23 protein-coding genes and 1 tRNA gene are annotated in these 23,520 nt (G+C 67.2%); 6 read left to right on the plus strand and 18 right to left on the minus strand.

Annotated features, from left to right (window positions below; translation table 11 throughout):
* Positions 1–80: 80 nt before the first annotated feature.
* From LT972_RS10145 to LT972_RS10180, 8 genes are all read right to left on the minus strand, one after another.
* Positions 81–153: transfer RNA gene (locus LT972_RS10145), tRNA-Gln, on the minus strand.
* A 47-nt stretch (positions 154–200) separates the two neighbouring features.
* A complete protein-coding gene (locus LT972_RS10150; protein WP_232570060.1) occupies positions 201–635 on the minus strand; it encodes a metal-dependent transcriptional regulator in 435 nt (144 codons plus the stop codon).
* Positions 636–711: 76 nt separating this feature from the next.
* The gene (locus LT972_RS10155) at positions 712–1,206 is read right to left on the minus strand and encodes a ferritin-like domain-containing protein (RefSeq protein WP_232570062.1); all 495 of its coding nucleotides are present in this window, start codon (positions 1,204–1,206) and stop codon (positions 712–714) included.
* 89 nt (positions 1,207–1,295) lie between these two features.
* Positions 1,296–2,510: a Fe-S cluster assembly protein SufD gene (gene sufD, locus LT972_RS10160; RefSeq protein ID WP_232570064.1), complete on the minus strand. Its 1,215-nt coding sequence runs from the start codon at positions 2,508–2,510 to the stop codon at positions 1,296–1,298.
* Between the two features lies 1 nt (position 2,511).
* Complete coding sequence (sufB, locus tag LT972_RS10165) at positions 2,512–3,939, minus strand: Fe-S cluster assembly protein SufB (protein WP_232570066.1); 1,428 nt, start codon at positions 3,937–3,939, stop codon at positions 2,512–2,514.
* Positions 3,940–3,948: 9 nt separating this feature from the next.
* Positions 3,949–4,857 carry an ABC transporter ATP-binding protein gene (locus tag LT972_RS10170; RefSeq protein WP_232570075.1) on the minus strand — a complete coding sequence of 303 codons (909 nt, stop codon included), beginning with the start codon at positions 4,855–4,857 and terminating at the stop codon, positions 3,949–3,951.
* 104 nt (positions 4,858–4,961) lie between these two features.
* On the minus strand, positions 4,962–5,552 hold the full coding sequence (locus LT972_RS10175; protein WP_232570077.1) for a DJ-1/PfpI family protein: 591 nt from the start codon (positions 5,550–5,552) through the stop codon (positions 4,962–4,964).
* 42 nt (positions 5,553–5,594) lie between these two features.
* A complete protein-coding gene (locus LT972_RS10180) occupies positions 5,595–8,306 on the minus strand; it encodes a DNA-directed DNA polymerase (protein WP_232570079.1) in 2,712 nt (903 codons plus the stop codon).
* Between the two features lie 106 nt (positions 8,307–8,412).
* Here LT972_RS10180 and LT972_RS10185 point away from each other — a divergent pair, with 106 nt between their 5' ends.
* From LT972_RS10185 to LT972_RS10195, 3 genes are read left to right on the plus strand one after another with little or no spacing between them, the layout of a single operon-like run.
* Positions 8,413–8,607, plus strand: a complete 195-nt coding sequence (locus LT972_RS10185; protein ID WP_232570081.1) for a DUF7331 family protein — start codon at positions 8,413–8,415, stop codon at positions 8,605–8,607.
* Between the two features lie 39 nt (positions 8,608–8,646).
* The gene (locus tag LT972_RS10190; protein ID WP_232570083.1) at positions 8,647–8,928 is read left to right on the plus strand and encodes a DUF7322 domain-containing protein; all 282 of its coding nucleotides are present in this window, start codon (positions 8,647–8,649) and stop codon (positions 8,926–8,928) included.
* A 25-nt stretch (positions 8,929–8,953) separates the two neighbouring features.
* Positions 8,954–9,376 carry a DUF7346 family protein gene (locus LT972_RS10195; RefSeq protein ID WP_232570084.1) on the plus strand — a complete coding sequence of 141 codons (423 nt, stop codon included), beginning with the start codon at positions 8,954–8,956 and terminating at the stop codon, positions 9,374–9,376.
* A gap of 1 nt (position 9,377) precedes the next feature.
* Here the strand turns inward: LT972_RS10195 and rad50 are convergent, their stop codons facing one another.
* The 3 genes from rad50 to LT972_RS10210 all read right to left on the minus strand — a co-directional run bounded on the left by rad50 (position 9,378) and on the right by LT972_RS10210 (position 13,573).
* Complete coding sequence (gene rad50 / locus LT972_RS10200; protein WP_232570085.1) at positions 9,378–12,041, minus strand: DNA double-strand break repair ATPase Rad50; 2,664 nt, start codon at positions 12,039–12,041, stop codon at positions 9,378–9,380.
* Positions 12,038–13,216, minus strand: coding sequence for a DNA double-strand break repair protein Mre11 (gene mre11, locus LT972_RS10205; protein ID WP_232570086.1), 1,179 nt, complete (start codon positions 13,214–13,216; stop codon positions 12,038–12,040). Before mre11 ends, rad50 begins: the two co-directional genes overlap by 4 nt.
* A gap of 114 nt (positions 13,217–13,330) precedes the next feature.
* On the minus strand, positions 13,331–13,573 hold the full coding sequence (locus LT972_RS10210) for a MarR family transcriptional regulator (protein WP_232570087.1): 243 nt from the start codon (positions 13,571–13,573) through the stop codon (positions 13,331–13,333).
* A 123-nt stretch (positions 13,574–13,696) separates the two neighbouring features.
* Between LT972_RS10210 and pan1 the strand changes: the two genes are divergently transcribed.
* Positions 13,697–14,914 (plus strand): proteasome-activating nucleotidase Pan1, encoded by a 1,218-nt coding sequence (gene pan1, locus LT972_RS10215; protein WP_232570088.1) that lies wholly within the window; start codon positions 13,697–13,699, stop codon positions 14,912–14,914.
* Here pan1 and LT972_RS10220 read toward each other — a convergent pair.
* From LT972_RS10220 to LT972_RS10230, 3 genes are all read right to left on the minus strand, one after another.
* Positions 14,911–17,922, minus strand: coding sequence for an FAD-binding and (Fe-S)-binding domain-containing protein (locus tag LT972_RS10220; protein WP_232570089.1), 3,012 nt, complete (start codon positions 17,920–17,922; stop codon positions 14,911–14,913). The two genes, pan1 and LT972_RS10220, sit on opposite strands and share 4 nt — an antisense overlap.
* Positions 17,923–18,023: 101 nt before the next feature.
* Positions 18,024–18,161: a hypothetical protein gene (locus LT972_RS10225; RefSeq protein WP_232570090.1), complete on the minus strand. Its 138-nt coding sequence runs from the start codon at positions 18,159–18,161 to the stop codon at positions 18,024–18,026.
* 43 nt (positions 18,162–18,204) lie between these two features.
* Positions 18,205–18,402, minus strand: a complete 198-nt coding sequence (locus LT972_RS10230; RefSeq protein ID WP_232570091.1) for a DUF5800 family protein — start codon at positions 18,400–18,402, stop codon at positions 18,205–18,207.
* Between the two features lie 75 nt (positions 18,403–18,477).
* Here LT972_RS10230 and LT972_RS10235 point away from each other — a divergent pair, with 75 nt between their 5' ends.
* Positions 18,478–19,344, plus strand: coding sequence for a polymer-forming cytoskeletal protein (locus tag LT972_RS10235; RefSeq protein WP_232570092.1), 867 nt, complete (start codon positions 18,478–18,480; stop codon positions 19,342–19,344).
* Positions 19,345–19,353: 9 nt separating this feature from the next.
* Here LT972_RS10235 and LT972_RS10240 read toward each other — a convergent pair whose 3' ends face one another.
* Entirely contained in the window at positions 19,354–20,412 is a 1,059-nt protein-coding gene (locus LT972_RS10240; protein WP_232570093.1) for a CNNM domain-containing protein, read from the minus strand.
* A 100-nt stretch (positions 20,413–20,512) separates the two neighbouring features.
* Here LT972_RS10240 and LT972_RS10245 point away from each other — a divergent pair, with 100 nt between their 5' ends.
* The gene (locus tag LT972_RS10245; protein ID WP_232570094.1) at positions 20,513–21,694 is read left to right on the plus strand and encodes a redox-regulated ATPase YchF; all 1,182 of its coding nucleotides are present in this window, start codon (positions 20,513–20,515) and stop codon (positions 21,692–21,694) included.
* Here the strand turns inward: LT972_RS10245 and LT972_RS10250 are convergent, their stop codons facing one another.
* Genes LT972_RS10250 through LT972_RS10260 form a run of 3 tightly spaced genes read right to left on the minus strand, consistent with a single transcriptional unit; the run spans position 21,695 to position 23,505 of the window.
* Complete coding sequence (locus LT972_RS10250) at positions 21,695–22,240, minus strand: RidA family protein (protein ID WP_232570095.1); 546 nt, start codon at positions 22,238–22,240, stop codon at positions 21,695–21,697. It abuts the gene before it with no gap.
* A 54-nt stretch (positions 22,241–22,294) separates the two neighbouring features.
* Complete coding sequence (locus LT972_RS10255) at positions 22,295–23,077, minus strand: class I SAM-dependent methyltransferase (protein ID WP_232570096.1); 783 nt, start codon at positions 23,075–23,077, stop codon at positions 22,295–22,297.
* Positions 23,078–23,115: 38 nt separating this feature from the next.
* Positions 23,116–23,505, minus strand: coding sequence for a hypothetical protein (locus LT972_RS10260; RefSeq protein ID WP_232570097.1), 390 nt, complete (start codon positions 23,503–23,505; stop codon positions 23,116–23,118).
* Between the last annotated feature and the right edge of the window lie 15 nt (positions 23,506–23,520).

The raw sequence follows: 23,520 nt of genomic DNA on the forward strand, positions 1-23,520 counted from the left end.
GGACAGCGAACAGATTGAGAGGTACTCCGATCCGTCCAAATGCGCTAAAAAGCAGTTTTCGCGCCTTCTACCGGAAGTAGTAGTCCCGGGCGGATTCGAACCGCCGTCATAGGCTCCAAAGGCCCATATGATTGGCCACTACACCACGGGACTGCAACCACTCGTACAGCACTCCCGCACTTGAGTAATGCGGTCCGCAGTCAGTCGTCGGCTTCCACGCGCTCCTCGACGAGCAGACCGCAGGCGTCGGCTTCCGCGTCGAAACAGTCTGGACACTGCGGTTCGCGGTCGATAATCATGTCGAGGCGGTCGGCGACCGTCTCGTCGATGACCGGTTCGAGTTGCCGGGCTTCCTCCCGGAAGTCCTCGACGTCGAGGACGTTCGCGAGGAAGCGCTCGAGGATGCAGTACGTCTGGAGCGCGTCCCGGGCGCGCGTCTCACCGGCGTCGGTGACGGTCGCGCCCTTGTACTTCTCGTGGGAGACGAGGCCGCGCTCCTCGAGTTTCCCCACCATCTCGTTGACGCTCGCGGGACTGACGCCGAGGCGGTCCGCGAGTTCGCCGGTGGCGGCCGGCCCGTCGTTCAGTTGCTCCACGAGGAAGATGGTCTTCAGGTACTGGTCCGCGGTGTTCACGCCGAACACCTCCGAGCGCCGGCGTGGCCGTCGACTACCGTCTCGCCGCCCAATCGAGTCGTGTGTGTGTCTGCGTTCATGCGCGGTCCTCCATCAGTTTCGCGACTGCCTCCACGCCGCCCGCCTCCGCTTCGCGAATCTCGCGGAGCGTCTCGAGGACGGCGTCGCGGTCGACGCCGAACGACGCCTCGCTCGCCTCCACGGCCTCGATGAGGTCGGCGTAGAATTTGTACGCCGTCTCCTCGCCGTGCAACTGGTCGTAGAGCACGCCGTCGAAGTCCTCCGGTCCGGTCGCGCCGTAGGACTGCTCGACGAGTCCCTTCACCTCCTCGAAGGCGACGCTCTCGGCGTCGAGTTCGTCGATAAGCGATTCGAGTCGCCGCCGGTGCTCGGCGGACTCGTCGCTCGCGTCCGAGAGCAACGCCTCGATGTCGTCGTCGCGCTCGTCCTCCGGGAGCGACTGGTAGTGCCGGTGTGCGCGCGCCTCCACGACCTCCTCTAGAACGACGCCGATCTGGAGGAGGCGCGCGAGCTGCTCGTCGGAGTCGACGCGCGCCGCGACCGAACTCACGCGAGCCACCTCGCCGGCGATACTCCACGCATCTTGTTCCAGTATCGGGGAGAGGCGGACTTAAACCGTTCCCTCCCGGTCCGAACGCCTCAGTGGAGGCGCTCGTGGATGCGCTCTTCGAGGTCCTCGCGGAGTTCGTCGACCTCGATCTCCTCGAGCACCGGGACGAAGAAGCCCTCGACGAGCATGTTCGTCGCCGTCTGCTCGGGAAGCGCGCGACCGCGCATGTAGAACAGGTCCTCCTGGTCGATCTGACCGACGGTCGCGGAGTGGCTCGCTTCGGTGTCGTGGTTGTTGATGATGAGCTTCGGGGAGGCGTCGGCCTCGCTCTCGTCGCTCAGCATCAGCGTGTTCTCACGCTGGTAGGACGACGTGTCCCACGCGCCACGCCCCACGTCCTGAACGCCCTCGTAGACGCTGCGGGCCTCGTCGTCGATGACGCCCCGCGTCACGAGGTCGGCGGTCGTGTGTTCGGCGCGGTGCCAGACCTTCGCGTCGAGGTCGAAGTGCTGGTCGTCGTGGCCGAAGAACGCGCCGACGATTTTCGTCTCGCTGGAGTCGCCGTTGAGTTCCGTGGAGACGCCGGTCTTCGTCAGTCGGCTGCCGAGGTTCCCCTCGACCCAGTGGACCGTGCTGTACGTGTCGGCGTCGCCGCGCTTCAGCGTGTAGTTGTACGTCTGCTGGTCGAAGTCCTGCAGGCTCCCGTACTGGACGTACGAGTTCTCGCCCGCGTCGACCTCGACGATGCCGGAGTAGTAGCGCTCGCCTTCGACGTCGTCACCCGTGTCCTGTCGCTCCAGAATCGTCACGGAGGCGTTCTTCTCGGTGACGACGAGCGTGTAGTTGAACAGCGACCGGGAGTTCATCGACGTCCGAATCTTCACGTCCTCGGCGTCGACGGCCTCGGGCACGTGAATCACGGTGCCGGTGGTGAACAGCGCGGTCGACAGCGCCGTCAGGCGGTTCTGCTGCGGGTCGACGATGCTCCCGAACCGGTCCTCGACCAGTTCCGCGAGGTCGTCGTCCTGCAGGGCGTCGTGGAACGCCTCCACGCGCACGTCCTCGGGACCGACCTGGTCTTTGTCCTCGGTCTGCTCGAGCGGGTCGACCAGCGCCTCGAAATCGAGGTCCTCGAGGTTCGTCCACTTCCGGCCCGGCGTCTCGATGACGCTCGGGTAGTCGAGGTCGTCCAGCGCGTCGAGTGCGTCCAGTCGCGTCTCGAGGAGCCACTCGGGTTCGTCTCGCTCCTCGGCCAACTGTCGCACCGTCTCTTCGGAGATGTCGTTGTGTAACTGCGTACTCATGTTATCCGAGGCTCCCCTCCATCTCGAGTTCGATGAGGCGGTTGAGTTCCACCGCGTACTCGATGGGCAGTTCCTCCGTGATTGGTTCGATGAAGCCGGCGACGATCATCTGCTTGGCGTCGTCGTCGTCCAGCCCGCGGGACTGGAGGTAGAAGACGTCCTCGTCGCCGATCTTGCCGACGGTCGCCTCGTGGGCGACGTCCACCTTCGACTCGTTGATCTCCATGTACGGCATGGTGTCGCTGGTGGACTCGTTGTCGAACATCAGCGCGTCACACTCCACCGACGTGGAGGAGTCCTCAGCGCCGTCCGCGATGTGGACGAGGCCGCGGTAGTTCGTGCGGCCGCCGTCCTTCGCGATGGACTTGGACTCGATGGTGGACTTCGTGTCCGGCGCGTTGTGGTAGACCTTCGCGCCGGTGTCGATGTCCTGGCCCTCGCCCGCGAACGCGATGGTGATGTGGTTGTCCGTCGCGCCGCGGCCCTTCAGAATCGAGGACGGGTACAGCATCGTCGCCTTCGACCCCATGGAGCCCGAAACCCACTCCATCGTGCCGTTCTCCTCGACGATGGCGCGTTTCGTGTTGAGGTTGAACGTGTTCTTCGACCAGTTCTGCACGGTCGAGTACTGCACGTGCGCGTCCTCCTTCACGAAGACCTCGACGCCGCCGGAGTGGAGGTTGTGCGTGCCGTACTTCGGCGCGGAACAGCCCTCGATGTAGTGGACTTCGCTACCGGGCTCGGCGATGATGAGCGTGTGCTCGAACTGGCCCATCCCCTCCGAGTTCATCCGGAAGTACGCCTGCACGGGCATGTTCACCGTCACGTCCTCGGGGACGTAGACGAACGAACCGCCCGACCAGACGGCGCCGTGGAGCGCCGCGAACTTGTTGTCGCTGGCGGGGACGCACTTCGTCATGAAGTGTTCCTTGACCAGTTCGGGGTACTCCTGAACGGCCTCGTCCATGTTGCAGAAGACGACGCCCTTCTCCTCCCAGCGCTCCTGCATGTTCTGGTAGACGACTTCGGACTCGTACTGGGCGCCGACGCCGGAGAGCGCGTTCCGCTCGGCCTCCGGGATGCCCAGTTGTTCGAACGTGTCCTTGATGTCGTCCGGGAGTTCGTCCCAGTCGTCGACGCCTTCCCGCTTGTCCACGTCGGGGCGGATGTACGGGACGATCTCCTCGACGTCGAGTTCGGACAGGTCGGGTTGGCCCGGCCAGTCCGTCGGCATCGGCATCTTCTGGTACTGTTTCAGCGCGCGGAGGCGCCGCTCTAGCATCCAGTCGGGCTCGTCCTTGTCCTCGGAGATGAGTCGAATCGTCTCCTCGTTGAGGCCCTTGCCCGACTCGAAGGCGGAGTTCTCCTCCTTCTTGAACTCGAAGCGCGCCTCGGTGTCGGTCTCTTGTAGGTGTTCGTCTGAACTCATGGTGGTGATTTACGCGGTCTCGTAGACCTGCTCTCGGACCCAGTCGTACCCCTTGTCTTCGAGCTTCTCTGCGAGCTCGGCGTCGCCCTCCATGACGACTTCCCCGTCCAGCATGACGTGGATGCGGTCGGGTTCGACGTAGTCGAGGATGCGCTGGTAGTGGGTGATCTGGAGGATGCCGGTGCCCTGCTCGTCGCGGAGGGCGTTGATGCCCTTCGAGACGTCCTGCAGGCGGTCGATGTCCAGACCGGAGTCGATCTCGTCGAGCACGGCGATGCTCGGCTCGAGGATGGCGGCCTGGAGGACCTCGTTCTGTTTCTTCTCGCCGCCGGAGAAGCCGGCGTTGAGATAGCGGTTGGCGAACTTCTCGTCCATGTCGAGGAGTTCCATCTTCTCGGAGAGAATCTCCTGGAACTCCGCGACGCCGATTTCGCCCTCGTCGGCGGGCCCCTCCATCGGGGAGGTGTCGTAGCCCGCGTCCTCTTCTTCCTCGTCCTCGTCGTCCTCGCCGAAGAGGAGTTCCTCGCGCTCTTCGAGTTTCGCGTTGAGCGCGGTGCGGAGGAAGTTCACGAGGGTGACGCCCTCGATCTCGGCCGGGTACTGGAAGCCGAGGTAGATGCCGAGCGCGGCGCGCTCGTTCGGTTCCAGTTCGAGGAGGTTCCACGTGCGTTCGTCTTCCGGAACCGCGTCGACGTCCTCGAAGTCGCCGTCTTCGAGGTGGAGGAGTACCTCACCCTCGGTGACGTCGTAGGCCGGGTGGCCGGCGACGATCTTGGCGGTCGTGGACTTCCCGGAGCCGTTCGGCCCCATCAGGGCGTGAATCTCGCCCGAGGGAATCTCGAGGTCGACGCCCTCGAGAATCTTCTCGCCTTCCTCTGCGACTTCCGCGTGTACGTTCTTGAGTTCGAGCGTAGCCATCGATTAGGTCGTCCTAGACAACGCGCGTGCGCCCCATAACGGTTACGCATTCCCCAGCAACTGTTTTCCGAAACCGAAAAACGAGTTAGTTAATCGCGAACCGGTTAGTCGTCGGCGGCGACCGCGCCGCCGTGTTCTATCTCCGTCCCGAGCACGTCGAGGAACTGCGAAATCCACTCTGGGTGGTCCGGCCACGCCTGTGCGGTCACGAGATTCCGGTCGGTCGTCACCTCGTCTACCCACGTGCAGCCGGCGGCCTCGACCTCCGGCTGGACGGCCGGATACGAGGTCATCTCGTAGCCGTCGAGGACGCCCGCCGCCGCCAGAATCTGGGGGCCGTGACAGAGCGTCGCCACCGGCTTCTCCGCCTCGAAGAAGTGCTGGACGGCGTCGATGACCGCCTCGTGGGTCCGGAGGTACTCCGGCGCCCGGCCGCCCGGCACTACGAGGCCGTCGTACTCGGTCGGGTCCACGTCGCTCATCGCCGCCGTCAGTTCGAAGTCGTGGCCGCGCTCCTCTAAGTACGTCTGGTCGCCGCGGAAGTCGTGAATCGCGGTCTTCACCGTGTCACCGGCCTCCTTCTCGGGGCACACCGCGTCGACCTCGTGGCCGACGGCCTGGAGCGCCTGGAACGGTACCATTATCTCGTAGTCCTCGCCGAAGTCGCCGACTATCATCAGGAGTTTCGCGCCCATACCGTGTGGTAGGCGCTCGCACGGCTTAACCGTTGATGCAGGTTACATGAAACTGCCGAGGCCGGTCTGGGTCTGCCCGCTCTTGACCTCGTCCCAGGACACGTCGAGGGCTTCGAGGATGCGCTCGATGGGGCCCTTCAGCGTCTTGTCCAACATCACGTCGTAGTCCACCTCGAACTCCTCGGGAATCTGGTCGGCGTAGTCGTAACAGATGACGTCGTGGTCGGTCTTGAACTCCACGTACAGGTCGTCCTCCCGGATGTCCGGGTTCTCGCCCTCCACCCGCCGGAAGAAGTCCGGGTGGACTTTCTGGAGGTAGACGCGCTTTGGCTTCGACCCGCGGTCGAAGTTCGTCCCCAACAGGAGGTTCGCGTACTTCGCGCCCCGGACCTGCGCCGTGTCCGTGTCGTAGTTGTCCAAACGCTTCCCGATGCCGCCCGGGATGCCGATGTCGTCGAGGCTCACGTCGCCCTCGCGGAAGTCCTCGATGACGTCGTGGACGTACTCCTCGACGGCGTCCACGTCGCCCTCTCGTACCACGAGGTCGATGACCTCCTTCTGAACTTCCTTCGTGATGGGCGCGATGTCCGAGCGCTGGTACTCGAAGCCCGTGATGTCCACGTCGTCGACGTGCTTGCCCTCCTTCCAGACGATGTGGCCGGCGTAGCGCTTCTTCTTCCCCGCCTGGAAGAATCGCCGGTAGAGTTTCTCGAACTCGATCTGGAAGCGGTGCTCGTCGGCGTTCAGTCGGTCGCGGGCGAACTCGTCGTAGGCCTCGTTGATGTGGTCCTCGATGTCGAAGGACTCCTCGATTGCCGCCTCCTTCGAGAGGTCCGGGCCGAGTTCGAGCATCACGGAGTCGGTGTCGCCGTACGCCACCTCGTAGCCGACGTCGTTGGCGGCCTGCTCGGTGAAGTCGATGACCTCGCGGTTCGTGGAGGTGACGCCCGCGCTCATCGCGCGGTCGTACAGCCGGAACCGGTCCCAGCCGAACACGCCGTAGAGGCTGTTCATGATGACCTTCACGGCGGCCTGCTGGCGGTCGTAGCGCTCGTAGTCCTCGGTGCCAGGTTCGTTGTCGTCGCGGAGTTCCTTCTTGTCCTCGCGCTCGGTGAGGAGTTCGTCGACCATCTCCCGGATGATGCCGTCCGGCTCCTTGCGGAAGTGGACGCCCGTCGGCGTGTGGTAGGTCTCGCCGTCGTACTCCTCGGGGTCGACTTTCGTCTCCGGCGACGCGTTGATGGTCACCATCGACATCGGGTAGAGGCTCTTCAGGTCGAGCACGGAGACGTTCTCCTTGACGCCCGTGATGGGGTCGAAGACGGCGCCGCCCTCGAACTCTTCGGCCTCCTGTTGGCCCTTCGACGGCAGCACGAAGTTCCCGAACGCCTTGTGCAGGACGTACATGTCCACCGCGTCGCCGGGCGTGGTGGCGTCCTCCAGTTTACAGCCGACGAGTTTGCGCGCCTCGTCCCAGAACGCCACGATGGACTGCTTCCGGTCGATTTCGACGCAGAGTTCCACGTCCCGGAGGTTGTACTCCAGTAAGCGCTCGGGGTCGTCCTCCCAGAGGTCGCCGATGTCGCCCGCGTAGCGCTCCTTCCCGACGTCGAGTTCCTGCTCGCCGACCGCGTCCAGTCGGTAGGAGTCGAGTTCGGAGTACTTCGTGCGCTGGTAGGCGTACAGCAGGTCGAAGACGACCCGCCCCTTCACGTTCGGGCCGCCCCAGCCGGAGGTCCACACTTCCTCGACGCGGGAGAGGCGGTCGGAGTCGAGGTCGTAGTCGGTCCGCGGGTCGAGTTCGTCGAGGCGGTCGATGTAGTACGGCGCGTCGAAGTCGTCGAAGTTCCAGCCCGTCAGCACGTCCGGGTCGGTCTCCTCGATGTACGAGACGAACGCATCGTGCATCGCTTCCTCGCTGTCGAAGACGCGCACGTCCACGTCGGCGTCCTCGTCCAGGAGGTCGTGGTTCGAGAGGTCCTCGGGGCTGTCGGTGGTCGCGTCGGGCGCCTCGTACAGCCACGCGACGTACTCGTCGCGATAGGAGTCGTGGCTCGTGAGACAGACCACCGTCTCCTCGCCCTCCTCCGGGAAGCCGTTGCGGTCGTCGACCTCGATGTCGAACGTGTTCACGCGCAGGTCGGCGGCCACGTCACAGGCCTCGATTTCGTCGTGGTGGACGTACAGCGCGCCGTCGTCGGCGCGCCGGTCGGGGACGCGCACGCCGCTGGTGACGTCCTTGTCGATGAGCAGGCGGTTCGGGAACAGGATGTCGGCCTCGTAGTGGTCGAACCGGTCGCGGATGTTCCCGACGTCCCGCGGCGTCCGGCCGTAAATCTTCGTCAGTTCCTCGCCCCGAATCGACTCGTAGCCCTCCTCGGTGCCCGTGATGACGTCGTCGGTGAGCGCGTCCTCGTTGAGGTTCTCGGTCGGCGCGTAGAAGTACGGGCGGAAGCCGTGGACGCGGACGTGTTCGGCGTCGTTGTCCTCGGTGCGTCCGAACACGTGGAGGACGGGGCGTTCGCGGTCGCCGGAGCCCTCGACGGTGTAGTCGACCTGCGTCACCATCAGTTCCACGTCGCCGTCCGCGTCCGGGAGCGCGTCCGCTTCGGCGTCCACGATTTCGTTCACCACGGGGTCGGCGTCCCCAGCGACGACTTCGGCCTCCGCACGACGGGTGTCCTCGTCGGGCGCGTCGTCACCCGACTCCCCGCCACCCTCGTGCATGAACTCGGAGAGGTCCGTGTTTCCCATTGGGACGTAGTTCGGGCGTCCGACCTAAAAAGTAGCCCGTCCCGCCCCGGCGAATTCAGTCACGGGGAGAAGGCTTATACCATGTTACTCCTTACCAAAGTTCGAGGTGACAGACGTGAGCGACCACGCAGCGGGCGACCGGCATCGCCAGAACGACGTCCCACAGCTGCCCGAGGGTGACGAGGCCCGAGAGAGCGTGGAGTCCTACGACACAGAGGACGGGGTCGTATTCTACGACGCCCAGAATCCGCTCGCGTGGCTCAAAGCGACGAACGCCGTCGCGCTGGGCGACGCCCTCTGAACCAGTAACGCTTTCCTCCCACACCACGCAGTTTCGGGTGTGCTCGACGACGTACCGTTCGCCGACGAGGAGTCCGAGGCCGAGCAGGAGCTCGCGCCGTCCATCGACGTCCCCGACGAGTCGGACGCCAGCCCCGAGCTCCAGCGGAAGTTCTGGTGGCTCGTCCTCGTGTTCAACTTCGCGCTCGGCGCGGCGAGCATCGGCGCGATGCTCGCCGGCTTCGAAGGCGACCTCCAGACCGGCGGTAGCCTCTTCGCCGCCGGCGTCGTCCTCTTCGTCTACGGCTACTACAAGTACCGCGTCTACACCCGAGACGACTGACTCCCGCTTCGACCCACAACTACCCATGCGCACGGTCCGCGACGACGACGGCACGCTGTACGTTCTCCTGAAGGAAAGCAGCGACAGCAGTCTCGTCCGCGACCCCGCGACCGGCGACACCGAACACCGCCCGAACGACGACCTCGAACCCGCGGGCGGCGAATCACCGCTCGGCGCGCTCGCCACCGCCGTCCCCGAGGCGGTGCGTACCGTCCTGGGAGCGTGCCACGACGACTGGCATCTCGGCGTCCTCGTCGACCTCGCGGACCGCGGGCCGCTGGCCGCCCGCGAGATGCTCGGGAGTTACGACGCCTGCGAGAGCGACTTCCTCGGCGCGCTCACCGAACTGCGGGCGGCGGGCCTCGTCGCGGAGACGACGGTCGGTGGCGAGCGCGGCTACGAACTCACCGAGACCGGCGAGCGGGGAATCCACAGACTCCGCGACTGAATCAGTCCGCTAGCAGTTCCGACTCGTCGCGCACCACGCGCGACCGGTTCGACGTGGCGTCTTTCATCACGCGAACCACGTCGTCGGCGGCGTCCACGAGTTCGTCGTCGTGGCTCACCACGACGATTTGCTCGACGCCCATCCGGCGCATCGACTCCACCAGTTCCACCAACTGGGAGACGTGCCCAGAGTCGAGGAACACGGTCGGCTCGTCGAGGATGAGCGGCGGGAGTGGCGCCTCGCCGTCGATGCCCTCTGCGAGCAGGCGGTAGATTGCACACCGCAGGCTGAGGTTGAACAGCGCGCGCTCACCGCCCGAGAGTTGCTCGGGTTCCAGCGGTTCGCCGTCCTTCTGGTAGACGGTGAGCTCGTACTCGCCCGAAAGTTCGATGCGCGCGTAGGAGTCGTTCTGGTAGACCAACTCGAAGGTCTCGTTCAGGAGGCGTTCGAGTTTCGTCACGTTCTGCTGGCGGAGCTCCGCGCGCAGGTCGCCGTACATCGCCTCCAACTCGGAGACTTCGCCGTGAATCTCGTCCAGTTCCTCGAAGCGCGCGGCGACGCGCTCGCGCTGGTCTCGCAGGGCCTCCAATTCCTCGATTGCGTTCTCGGCGGCGCCGACCTTCGCCTGCAGTTCGTCGCGCTCCTCGCGCAGCGATTCGAGTTTCGGTTCGACCTGTTCGAGGTAGTCCGCGGCGCGCTCCTTGTCCGCCTCGGCCTGCTCGATGCGGTCCTCGTCGAAGTCGGCTTCGAGTGACTGCTTGCGCTCCCGCAGGTCCGAGAGTCGGTCGCGGCGCTCCTCGTTTTGCTCGGCGAGCGACGCGCGCTTCTCGGCGAGTCGCTCGACCTCCTCGCGGTGGTCGGCCACCTCGTCGAGCACGTCCGCGAGGTCGCCGAGTCGCTCGACGCGCTCCTTCAGGTCCTCGGCCCGCGTGTTCAGGTCCGCGAGTTCCCCGCGTTTCGCCTCGGCCTCCTCGCGTTTCGCCTCGGCTTCGTTCCGGGCGTCCTCGGCCTCGGCTTCCAGTTCGTGCGCTTCCTCGCGCTTCGCGTCGGCCTGCTCGCGGGCCTCCGCGGCCGCCTCGGCCTGCTCGTCGCGCTTCTCGACGGCGAGTTCGCGGTCGCGTTCGAGGTCCGCGACCTCGCGTTCGCGCTCCACGAGCGCTTCGGCGCGCTCCACGCGCTCGGTCGCGTCCGAGCGGTCGTCCTCCGCGTCGGCGAGTTCGCTCTTCAGGTCGTCGACGCGCTCCCGGTACTCCTCGACGCCGTCGACGTGGGGCGACCCGTCGACCGGCTGCCCGCACTCCGGGCACTTGCCTGCGTCCAGCAGTTCCTCGGCCTCCGCGACGCGGTCCCTCGCCGACTGCAGGTCGGCGGCAATCTCCTCGCGTTCCTCGCGAAGGTCCTCGCGCGCTTCTTTCGCGTCGGCGAGGAACGATTCGGCGTCGCCGAACTCGACGGGCGCGTCCCCGAAGTCGGCCTTCGCGGCCTCGATTTCCTCGTCCAGTTCCGCGATGCGCTCGACAGCGGTCTCGCGCTCGCTCTCGGCGTCCTCGGCCTCGCTGGTGAGGGCGTCGGCGTCCTCGCGGAGCGACTCGGCGCGTTCTTCGAGGTCGGCGGCGCGCTCGTCAGCGTTGTCGGCCTCCGTCTTGAGTTTCGACACCTCGGGCGCCACCTCGGAGATGTCGGCCTGAACCTGCTCGCGCTCCTCGGCGAGTTCCCCGCGTCGCGCGTCGACCGCCCCCGGGTCGGCGTCGTCGAGGTCGGTCTCCGCGAGCAGGTCGTCGGCCTCGTCCGCGAGTTCGTCGGCGCGCTCGCGGTGCTCGGTCGCCTCGTCGCCGAGGTCGTCGCGCTCGCTCTCGGTCTCCGCGATCGACTCCCGGACGTCGGCGATTTTCTCGGTCACGTCGGCGAGTTCCTCGCGTTTCTCCTCGTAGCGCTCCAGCACGTCCTCGGCGTCGTTCAGCGTCTCGCGGGCGCTGTCGCGTTGCTCCTCGTAGTTCTCGATTTGGTCGGTTCGGTCGGCGAGTTCGGATTCGAGCGCGGCGAGCGCCTCGTGGGGGTCCTCGGCCTCCTTGGCCTCGATTTGCTCGTCCAGTTGGTCGAGTTTCCCCGCGACGTTGCTTTTCACGTCCTCGACGCCGAGGCGGGCGTCCCCGGCGCGCTGGCGGTAGTCCTCCAGTTTCCCCAACTGGAGCAGGTCGTCGAGCATGTCCTGGCGCGTGCTCGGAGAGGCGTTGATGAGTTTGTTCACTTCGCCCTGCCGGACGTACGCGCAGTTCACGAACGCCTCGGCGTCCATCCGCAGGAGGTCGGCGACGTGGGCTTCCACGTCCTGTACGCCGTCGATGCTCCCCGAGGGAGTCTCCAGCGTGCAGTCGGGCGTGGACGCGCGCTCGCCGGTGTTCCGGACGCGCCGGTGGACGTGGTACTCGCCGCCCGCGTGCTCGAACCAGAGGTCGATTTCGGCCTCCTCGGCGCCGATGGTGACGATTTCGTCGAGGTTCTTGTCGAGCGCCGTCGCGCCGTACAGCGCGAAGAAACACGCCTCCAGCAGACTCGACTTTCCGCTCCCGTTGAGGCCGTGGATGACGGTGACGCCGGGGTCGAGGGGCACGTCAGCGTCCTCGTAGCACTTGAAGTTCCGGAGGGAGACGCGCGTGAACCTCATCGGAACTCCTCCATGGTGGCGGTTCGGGCGCCGTCGTCCGTCTCGTCGTCCGCCTCGGTTTCGATGTCGTCCTCGCCGTCAGCGTCGCCGTCCTCCAGCACGTCCTCGACGCGCTGTTTCACGCGCTCCCGGACGTTCGAGTCCGCGAGGTCGAGGTCCCGCACCGTCTCGTCGATGTCGAGACTCGCCTCCCCGAGTCCCATGTCGCGGACGCGCTCACGGACGGCGTCGTCGGGGTCGGCGAAGGACACCTCCACCTCGGTGTCAGTCTCCACTTCGCGGCGGTCGTTGACCCGGGTGAGGAGCGCGCCCTGCTCGTCGCCGAAGCGCTCCACGTCGGCGGGCGTGACGTTCTCGCCGTCGCCCTCCACCGTGACGACGACCACGGCGTCCGCCACGTCGCGCTCTCGAACGCGCTCGCGGACGTACGCGGTGCCGTCTTCCGGCCCGAGTTCGACGTCCACGAACACGAACTCGCGGGTGTCCAGTCCCTTCCGCGAGATGCCGACGTCCTCGGCGAACTCCACGATGTTGTAGCCGCGGGGGTCGCGCTCGCTGGCGCTCGCGCGTTCGGTCGACCCGCAGTACGTCACCCACGTGTCCTCGATTCGCTTCTGGCCGGCGGCGTGGTTGTCGCCGAGCAGGACGGCGTCGAAGTCGACGTTCGACTCGCGGAGCACCTCGTCGAGGTCCCAGTTGGCGTGCGCGAACGGCGTGAACAGGCCGTGGGAGACGAGCGCGGCGTGTTCGGCGTCGCGGGCCTCGAACTGGTAGTCGAGGTCCGGGCGCTTGGACTCGGGGACGTAGTCGAGGCCGTAGAAGACGGTGTCGCCGACTTCCCGCCCGGAACTGTCGAGGCGTTCGGCGAGCCCGAGCGTCTCGAAGAGGTCGAGCCACTGGGCGTCCCGCGTGCCCTCGTGGTTCCCGACGATGGCGAGGAAGGGGATGTCGGCGTCCCGTAGCGGTCGCAGGACGGAGATGGTACCGAGGATGTCCCGGAGGCCGGGGCGGCGGTCGTGGTAGAGGTCGCCGGCGTGGACGACCGCGTCCACGTCCTCGTCGACGGCGTCGTCGACGACGCTGCGGAAGGCGTCGAGGAAGTCCTCGCGCCGCTCGGGGGAGTGGTACTGGCGGTACCCGAGGTGGGTGTCCCCCGTGTGGATGACGCGTGCCATTTGCTGTGAGAGTGTAGCGCTACGCCGGATAAAGGTTCGGCGCTTGTCGGGTGGAGGACCAGACGGGCGGCGGGATGGGACAGTCTGGTTGGGGTCGCGGAGGGCGTCGAGCGGTCAGGCGAGCGTGTAGAGGCGCTTGCGGGCGTCCGAGAACGAGAACCGGGACTCGACGACGTTGCGCTCCTCGAGTCGGGTGAGCGCGTACCGGACGGTGCGGGCGGGCAGCAGCGTCTCCTCGGCGAGTTCGCTCTGCGTGAGGGTGTCGTTGTACTCCAGTACCTTCGCGACGAGTTTCGCGCTGGGCGGCAGGTCCTCCAGCGCTTCGACCGTGTCGGCGTCGATTGCGGTGGCGCTCATACACACTCGTTCTGGATGCACTTAGATAATGGTTTCGCTATTGAAAATGCACACTAGTAATTCACGGGGTGCCGGGTGCGACCACCCGAAGCCTCTTATGAACCAGCGCCTTACCGACTCGTGATGACCGAGACCGTTGAGGACGTCGAGCTTCCATACGACGAGAGCGCCTCCCAGCAGGAGAAAATCGAGGCGCTCGAGGACCGGCTCTCCTCGCTCGAAGACGAGAACGAGGAGATGCGGGACCGCCTGCTCGACGCCAACGCGGAGAACAACAAGTACCAGCAGAAACTCGAACGCCTCTCCCACGAGAACAAGAAACTCAAGCAGTCGCCGCTGTTCGTCGCCACCGTCCAGGAACTCAACGACGAGGGCGCCGTCATCAAACAGCACGGCAACAACCAGGAGGCGCTCACCGAGGTCACCGACGAACTCCGCGAGGACCTCGAACCCGGCGCTCGCGTCGCCGTCAACAACTCACTCTCTATCGTTCGCCGACTCGACGACGAGGCCGACGTCCGCGCTCGCGTGATGGAAGTCGAGGAGTCCCCCGACGTCGGCTACGAGGACGTCGGCGGCCTCGACGACCAACTCCGCGAGGTGCGCGAGACGGTCGAGCTCCCGATGAAGGACCCCGAACTGTTCGAGACCGTCGGCATCGACCCGCCGAGCGGCGTGTTGCTCCACGGGCCGCCGGGCACCGGGAAGACGCTGATGGCGAAGGCGGTCGCGAACCAGACCGACGCCACCTTCATCAAGATGGCCGGCTCCGAACTCGTCCACAAGTTCATCGGCGAGGGCGCGAAACTCGTCCGGGACCTGTTCCAGGTCGCCCGCGACCACGAGCCCGCCGTCGTCTTCATCGACGAAATCGACGCCATCGCGTCCAAGCGCACGGACTCGAAGACGTCGGGTGACGCCGAGGTTCAGCGCACGATGATGCAGTTGCTCTCGGAGATGGACGGCTTCGACGAGCGCGGCGAGATTCGCATCATCGCGGCCACCAACCGCTTCGACATGCTCGACCGCGCCATCCTCCGGCCGGGCCGCTTCGACCGCCTCATCGAGGTCCCGAACCCGGACGTCACCGGCCGCGAGAAGATTTTCCGCATCCACACGCGCAGCATGAACGTCGCCGACGACGTGGACTACGCGAAACTGGCCGCGGACACGGACGACCTCTCCGGCGCGGACGTGAAGGCAATCTGTACGGAAGCCGGGATGTTCGCCATCCGCGACGACCGCGAGCAGATCACGATGCAGGACTTCGAGAACGCCCGCGAGAAACTCGAACAGGACGCCGACGCGGCGTCTGCGGAGCCGTCCCGGACGTTCGCCTAAGCGAGCGCCTCGGCCACTTTCTCCACCGGGTGGACCGCCCGGAATCCGTCCTCGCGGTCTCGGAGTTGCGTCCGACAGGACGTCCCCGAGGCGACCACGCTGTCGCCGCTTGATGTGCCGATTTTCTCGAACAGTCGGTCACCGATTGCCTGCGAGAGCGCGTAGTGTTCGCGCTCGTAGCCGAAACTCCCGGCCATCCCGCAGCACGTCGCGTCCACGGGGTCGACGTCGTAGCCGGCGCGGCGCAACACGCCGACCGCGTGGTGGTCGGTGCCGAGCGCGGTCTGATTGCAGTGGCCGTGGTGGGTCAGCGACTCGTCCACGTCGCCGAAGTCGAGGCGTTCGTCCGCGCGCTCGCGGTCGAGGTACTCCGTGATTCCCCGGGCGGCCTCCGAGACGAGGGCCACGTCCGGGCCGTCGAGCAGGTCGCGGTACTCGTCGCGGACGACCGAGGCGTCGGCCGGCTCCACGAACACGGGCGTCCAGCCGTCGCGGACGTGGGGCGCGAGCGCGTCCACGGTCGCGGCGGCGCGGTCGCGGGCGCGGTCGAGGAACCCCAGCGAGTACGCGGGCCGGCCCGTGGGTCGGGCGTCCGCAATTTCGACGCGCACGCCGGCGGCTTCGAGGACCTCGACTGCCGCCTTCCCCGGGGCGGGGTCGGTGAACTCCGTGAACGTGTCGGGAACGAGGACGACGCGGTCGGCGGGGTCGTCCGGGACGCTCGGCTCCCGCGCTTCGGCCCAGTCGGTGAACGTCGTGCGACGGAACGTCGGGAGGTCGCGTTCGGGCGCGACGCCGAGCGTTCGGGCGGCGAGCCAGCGTGCGCCCGGCACCTCGGGGAGCCAGTTCGAGACCGGTGCGAGCCGGCTCCCCCACGCCGACAGCCGGTGGACGTCCGCGAACAGGCGGTCGCGGAGAGGCGCGCCCTCGCGCTCGTGGTACTGGTGTTTCACCTCGGACTTGAGTTTCGCCAGGTCGACGCCGGTCGGGCAGTCGCTCGCACAGCCCTTGCACCCCACGCAGAGGTCGAGTACCTCGGACTGGAAGCGCTCGGTGTACAGTTCGTTCTCGGGGAGGTCGCCGGCGATGGCGGCCCGCAGGAGGTTCGCGCGCCCCCGAGTGGTCTCGATTTCGTCGCGGGTCGCGCGGTAGGTCGGACACATCACGTCGGAGTCGGTCTGCCGGCAGGTGCCACAGCCGTTGCAGAGTTCGACGAGGTGCGCGAAGCCGCCGTCGTCGGCGAAGTCGAGTTCGGTCTGGGGTTCGACCGTCTCGTAGGCCGCGCCGTACCGGAGGAACTCGCGCACGTCGGCGGGTTCGCCCTCGCGGAGGTCGCTCGGGTCGGCCACGTCGCCCTCGTCGCGGTAGACGACCTTCCCCGGATTCAGCCGCCAGTCCGGGTCGAACGCCGACTTGAGGTCTTTGAACGCGGCCCAGAGGTCCGGGCCGTACATCTTCGGATTGAACGACGTCCGCGCGAGGCCGTCGCCGTGTTCGCCGGAGAACGCGCCGCCGTGTTCCAACACGAGGTCCGTCACGTCGTCGGCGATGGCGCGCATCGTCTCGACGCCCTGTCCGTCCTTGAGGTTCAGAATCGGGCGGACGTGGAGCGTGCCGACGCCGGCGTGCGCGAAGTACGCCGCGGAGGTGTCGTGGTCGGCGAGAATCGACTCGAACGACTGGACGTACTCCGCGAGTTCCTCGGGCGGCACCGACGCGTCCTCGATGAACGGGTAGGGTTTGGCGTCGCCCTCCAGACTCATCAGGAGGGGGATGGCGGCCTTCCGGAGTTTCCAGAGGTCGGCCTGCTCGTCCGGGTCGAACGCCTCTAGCGCGTCGAACGCAGCGCCCTCCGCGACGAACTCGCGGGTCGCGCCGCCGACTGCCTCCCGCAGGTCGGCGTGGCGTTCGTCGTCGAACTCCAACATCAGCGCGGCTTCGCAGTCGTCGGGAATCGGTTCTGCGTACGCGGCGTACTCGGGGGCGTCGGCGGCGAGCGCGAACACTTCGTCGTCCATCAGTTCGACGGCGCTCGGGTCCAGTTCGAGGGCGCGCGGGACGGCGGCGACGGCGTCCACGAGGTCCCGGAAGCAGTAGACGCCGAGTGCCGTCTCGTCGGGCACCGAGACCAAGTCGAGGGTGGCTTCGACGACGACGCCGAGCGTGCCCTCCGCGCCGACGAGCAGTTTCGCGGGGTTTAGCGCCGTCTCGCCGTCCGCGGTCTCGTAGACGGCCTTGTGGAGGTTGTACCCCGAAACGCAGCGCTTGAGTTCGGGGTAGCGCGCGTCGATTTCGTCGGCGTTCTCCTCGACGAGTCGGCGAATCTCGCGGTAGATGTGGGCCTCCCGGTCGTCCTTCGCGACGAGGGCGTCCCACTCCGGGGAGTCGAGGACGACCTCGCGGGCGTGGAACAGCGTGCCGTCCGCGAGCACGACGCGCAGCGAGTCGGTGTAGGCGTCCGTGATGCCGTACCGGACGGAGTGGGCGCCCGTGGAGTTGTTGCCGATGCCGCCGCCAATCGTGGCGCGGTTCGCGGACGCGGGGTCGGGTGCGAACTTGAGGCCGTGCTGCGCGAGGTGGGCGTCCAAATCGTCCTGCACGACGCCGGGCCTGACGGTCGCCTGCTTCGCCTCGGGGTCCACGTCGAGAACGTCGTTCAAGTGCTTGCTCGCGTCCAATACGACGCAGCCGGGGCCGACGGTCTGCCCGGCGAGCGAGGAGCCGGCGCCCCGCGGGAGCACCGGCGCGTCGTGGTCGGCGGCGACGCGCACCGCCGCCTGCACGTCCTCGACGTCGCGGGGAACGACGACGCCCGCCGGTTTCGCGCCGTAGATGCTGCCGTCGGTCGCGTAGAGGACGCGGGCGTACTCGTCGAATCGCACGTCGCCGTCCACGGCCTCGCGGAGGTCGGCGGCGAGGTCGGCGTACGCCGCGGCGTCGGCGTGGGCGTCCCCGCGTGCGGCGCGGCTCGCGGCACCCGGAACGCGGTCGGTTTGGTCGGTCGCCACGGTCGGTGGACGTACGCGCTACTGATTGTTAATGTCTCGCAAACTACGGGTGAGAACAGACCGCGACAGCGCAAAACGGCGGCCTCGACGCCCGTTCCGGGTTACAGGAACCGGAACAGGCCGTAGGGCACGAGGAACAGGAGAGCGGTCATGACTACGAGCACGAGGCCGTAGCTGACGAACGTCCCGAGCGCCGCGACCCACGAGTCGTGCCGGAACTGGTCGACGGGCGAGGTCATGGTTCGACCTCGGCGTCGTCGGACGTAAACGTTGCCATGGTGGTCAGGAGACGATGTCGCCGATGCGCCGGGGTTCCCCGGAGAGCGTCGGGTTCGGTTCGACCAACTGGAGGACCTCGTGGTCGGTGACGTCGTGGTAGTCCTTCTGGGTGGCGTCCTCGATGAGCGCCTTCTCCATCCGGAACTCGGTTCCCTCGTAGACGACGTCCACGCCGTCTTCCTCGAAGGAGAGCGTAGTCATGGTGCGGCGTAGCCGTCCAGCCGACAAAAGTCCGCCGTCTGACGGTCGTCCGACGGTCTCGCGGGGTTTATTGCGATGGGAGGAGTGGGACGGGATGTGCTGGGCGCGAACCCAATCGAGGAACTCGTGATACCGGACGGGACGACGGTCCGGGAACACGACCTGGTGACGGACGGCGACGTGCTCGTCGGCGGCCAGTCCACCGTGGAACTCGGGGTTCGCGGCCGGAGCGTCGTCGCCGGCGAACGCGTCTCCTTCGACGGCGACATCGAGGCCGAGGGCGACTGCCGCCTCGACATGTGGTGTGACGTCGACGGCAACGTCCTCGTCGAACAGGACGCCTACCTCGGGGAGCGCGCCCACATCACGGGCCGCCTCGTGGTCGGCGGCGACCTCGACATCGGCGACGACGTGGACATCGAGGAGGGCTTCGAGGCCTCCGGTTGGATTGTCATTCGGAACCCGATGCCCACCATCACGTTCTTCGTGATGTACCTCACCCACCTCCTGCATCTCGGCGAGGAGGACGAAGCCCAAGAGTTGGTGGACGAACTCGCGACCGACGGGGACGCCCAACCGCTGACGATTCCGCGCTCCGCGAGCGTCTCGGACGACGCGTGGCGCGTCTCCACGCCCGCCCGCATCGGGAGCGACTGCCGCCTCCACGGCAACATCCGCGCCACCGAAATCGAGGTCGGCGCGAACGACAACGTGTTCGGGAGTCTGCGCGCTCAGGACGACGTGAGCGTCGGGTCCGGCACGAAGATTCACGGCGACGTGACGACGCGGGACGGCGACGTTCGCGTCGAGGCCGACGCCGTCGTGCTCGGCGACGTCTCGGGCGACGACGTCTACGTCCACCCGGACGCCGACGTCGACGGCGTCATCCGGGCGCGCGGCGAGATGCACCTGCAATCGCGGGCGGACCGCGAACAGGAGTGAGAAAGCGCGTCAGTTCTCGTCGTCTATCGGGTCTTCGACCTCGCCAGCGATGGCTTCCAGCGCGTCGGTGACGGTGACGAGGCCGAGGACGTCGTCGCCGTCGGTGACGAACGCGAGTTCCTGTCGTTCGGCCTGGAAGCGGTCGATGGCTTCGCTGACGGACGTGCCGGCCTCGATGGTCATCGGGGAGTGCGCGATGTCGGCGAGCGTGGCGGTGCCGTCCCGGAGGTCGTCGAGGTCGCGGAACACCTCCGGGAGGTAGACGATGCCTCGGAAGTCGGCCATCGACTCACCGACGAGCGGGTAGCGGACGTGGGGCGTCGTCGACATCCGTTCGAGGTTCGTCTCGAGGTCGTCGTCGGTGGAGAGCGCGACGACGTCCGCGGGGTCGACGGCGATGTCCTCGACCGGAATGCGGCCGATGTCGAGCGCGCCGAGGACTTCCTCGCGGCGCTCCTCGGAGAGTTCCCCCTGCCCGAGGACGCTGTGGAGGCGATTCCGGAGTTCGGCGCGGGACTCGATGACGTCCTCTTCGGTTTCGAGCCACGCGCCCGTCATCTCGACGCCGAACAGTTTCAGCGTCCACTTGGCGACCGCGTCACCGAGCTTGATGAGCGGCGAGATGAGGACGTAGAACCAGTACAGCGGAGCGGCGCCCCACTTGCACACCCACCGGGAGCGCTCGACGCCGAGGTACGTCGGCGTCTGTTCGCCGTGCGTGAGGTGGACGAGGTTGATGATGAAGTACGCGATGAGCGCGCCGGCGCCCACCGTCGCCAGCGTCGTGCCGGCGAACAGCGGCTCGAAGATGGCCGCGAGCGCGGGCTCGGCGACGATACCGACCGCGATGCTTGACGCCGTAATCCCGACCTGACAGGTGGTCAGGTAGAGTTCGAGGTCGTTCGTCATCTCCCACGCGCGTTCGAGGCGCGAGTTCCCGTCCACGAACTCGTCTTCGGTGAACTGTCTCGCGCGAGTGAGCGCGAACTCGATGGCCACGAAGAAGCCGTTCGCCAGTATCAGTCCGACACCAGCGACGAGACGCAGGGCGACTTCCAAATCGTTCATCACCCGGTGGATTGCCAGAACACCCGGATGATTCTTTTGGCCGGGGTGCGGGCGTTTCCCAACCGAAAGACGCTTTCCCGCGCTGACGGAATCTGACGGTATGCTCTCTATCGCGCTCGCCGGGAAGCCGAACGCCGGGAAGTCGACGTTCTACACGGCGGCGACGCGGTCGGAGGTGGACGTGGCGAACTACCCGTTCACCACCATCGACGCGAACCGCGGCGTGACCCACGTCCGAACCGAGTGCCCGTGTCTCACGCGCGACGAGCGCTGCGGGCACGAACACTGCCGCGACGGGAAGCGCTACGTCCCCGTGGAACTGCTGGACGTGGCGGGACTCGTTCCGGGCGCCCACGAGGGACGGGGCCTCGGGAATCAGTTCCTCGACGAACTGTCGAACGCGGACGTCATCGTGAACGTCGTGGACGCCTCCGGCGCGACGAACGAGGAGGGGGAACCCGTCGAAGTCGGGAGCCACGACCCCGTGGAGGACATCGACTTCGTGGAGGAGGAGATGGACCTCTGGCTGGCGGGCATCGTGGCGGACAACTGGGAGTCCGTCGAGCGCCAGTCGCGCTCGCCCGGCTTCGACCTCGAGGAGGCCGTCACGGACCTGATGACGGGGTTCGGCGCGTCCGAGTACGACGTGGCCGCCGTCCTCCGGGAGTTCGACTACCCGGAGGACCCGATCCAGTGGACCGACGAGGACCGCGAGGCGCTCGCCCGCGGCGTCCGCCAGCGCACGAAACCCATCGTCGTCGTCGCGAACAAGATAGACGTGGCCCCCGAGGAGAACGTCGAGCGCCTGCTCGACCTCGACAAGCCCGTGATTCCGGCGACGGCGCAGGGCGAACTCGCGCTCCGCCGGGGCGCCGACGCGGGCTTTATCGACTACGACCCGGGCGACGACGACTTCGCGATTACGGGCGAGGTCAGCGACGAGCAACGCGAGACCCTCGACGCGCTCCGCGAGACGATGGCGGAGTACGGCGGCACGGGCGTCCAGCAGGCCCTCGATTACGCCGTCTACGACCTGCTCGACATGGTGACCGCGTACCCCGTGCAGGACCAGTCGAAGTGGACCGACGCGAAGGGCAACGTCCTGCCCGACGCGTTCCTCCTCGAATCCGGGTCGACGCCCGTCGACCTGGCGTACGCCGTCCACTCCGACATCGGCGACGGCTACCTCCACGCGGTCAACGCCAAGACGAACCGCGAGGTCGGCGAGGGGTACGAACTCGAAGAGGGCGACGTCGTGAAAATCGTCTCGACCGCGAAGTAGTCAGTTCTCGGCCTGCTCGCTGCCGTCCCCGTCCCCGTCGCCGGGAGCCGCTTGTTCGCCGTCCCCGAACAGGTCCCGCACCGTCTCCCCCGGCACCTCCTCGTGTTCGTCGCCGACGAACGCGGTGGTCGTCCAGTCGTCGTGGGGAACTTCGGCTTCGACTTCGAGTTCGAATCGCATCTCGTCGTCGAGCAGACTCGACACGCCGACCATCGTGCTCGCCGGGTAGTGCTCGGGGTCGAAGAACTCCGCCCGCACGTCGTTGATGCGGGCCTGCGTCTCCCGGGAGAGGTGGTCGTCGAGTACGAACCACCGGAGCATCACCACGTCGTCGAGCGTCCCGCCCACGTCACCGAGCGCGCGCTCCACGAAGTCGAGGACGGTGCGGACCTGGTGTTCGAGGCCGCCCTCGGGCCACGCGACGCCCGAGAACTTCACGTCGACGTGCGTCTCGTGTTCGGTGGCGACCGCGACGGAGTACGTCAGGTGGTCGAGGTCGCTCTCCGCGAGGTCGGCCGAGCCCGGCCCGAGCAGGGTCTTGTCCATGGACCGCGACGTACGCCGACGCGCCGAATAAGCCTTGGGCGCGTCGAACCCGCCTCAGGGTTCGTGGGTGGCGACGAAGACGCCCGCGTCGACGGTGAGCTCGAGTGACCCGTCGGCCATCCGGTCGCGGAACGCCGCCTCCAGGTCGCGGCCGTCGGCGGGGTCGAAACCCGGGAGCGAGACGACGTACGCGACCAGTGGGGCGGGCGCGTCCACGACGAGCGCGTCCTCGAAGTCGCGGCGCTCCACGTCCTCGAACTGCTCGCGGAGTTGGTCGGCGCCGTTCGACAGCGAGAACGCCGAGCGGTCGGGCGCGTCCCCGAACGCGCTCGCGGCGTCGTACAGTTCGGCGAGGTGGTCGGCGCCGGTCGCCGAGGCGTACAGTTTCCCGCCGGGCTTCAGGACGCGGCGAATCTCGGCGAGCGCGGTCTGGCGGTCGGCGTCGTCGAGGTGCGAGAGGACGTGGTGGGCGGTGACGGCGTCGAATGAGTCGTCGGGGTAGGGCACGTCGCGGGCGTCGACCACGTCGAAGTGGAACTCCCGGTCGAGTTCGCCGAGCGCCTCCATGGCGTCCATCACCATCCCCTGGTAGGCGTCGGTGACGGTGACGTCCCAGCCGTCGGGGACGCGCTCGGGGTCGGTCGCCCAGAGCGCGCCGTGGCCGGCGCCCAGCGAGAGCACGGCGGCGTCCTCGGGGAGGTCGAACTGGTCGAACAGCCACTCGTAGCGGTCGGTGTCGGCCGTCGAGAAGCGCGCGTGTAACACGTGGCGGGCGGCGAGGTTCGACGCGTCCGCGTACTGCTCGGCGAGGACGTCGTCGTCCAGCCAGTCGGACATACCGAAGGCGTAGCACTCGGCGGCCTTGAGGCCACCGGCTACGCGTCGAGGCGGTCGCGGACTGCGTACTGGACGCGCGCGCCGACGCCGCCACCGGCGGCGGCACACAGGCCCGGCAGCGGCGAGAACGCGACGGCGGCGAGGTACATCAGGAGGCCGACGTTGAGGATGCTCCGCGAGAACTCGTTGGCGGCGGCCATTCCGTCGAATCCGAACGCGACGACGGTCACCGCGACCGCCCACGCGAGCGCGCCGGCGGCGAACGCGTCGAGGAACTCCGACTGGAACCGCCGGCTGACCGAACCGGTCAGGACGCCGGTGACGAGGAGCGCGCCGAGCACGGCTTCGGGCGTCCCGAATCGCACGATTGCGACGGTAATCGCCGTCGCACCGGCGGCGGTGCCGCCGAGCACTGCGAGTCTGTCCATGTCCGCATCGAATCG

This window comes from Halobacterium litoreum (assembly GCF_021233415.1).
Lineage (GTDB): Archaea > Halobacteriota > Halobacteria > Halobacteriales > Halobacteriaceae > Halobacterium > Halobacterium litoreum.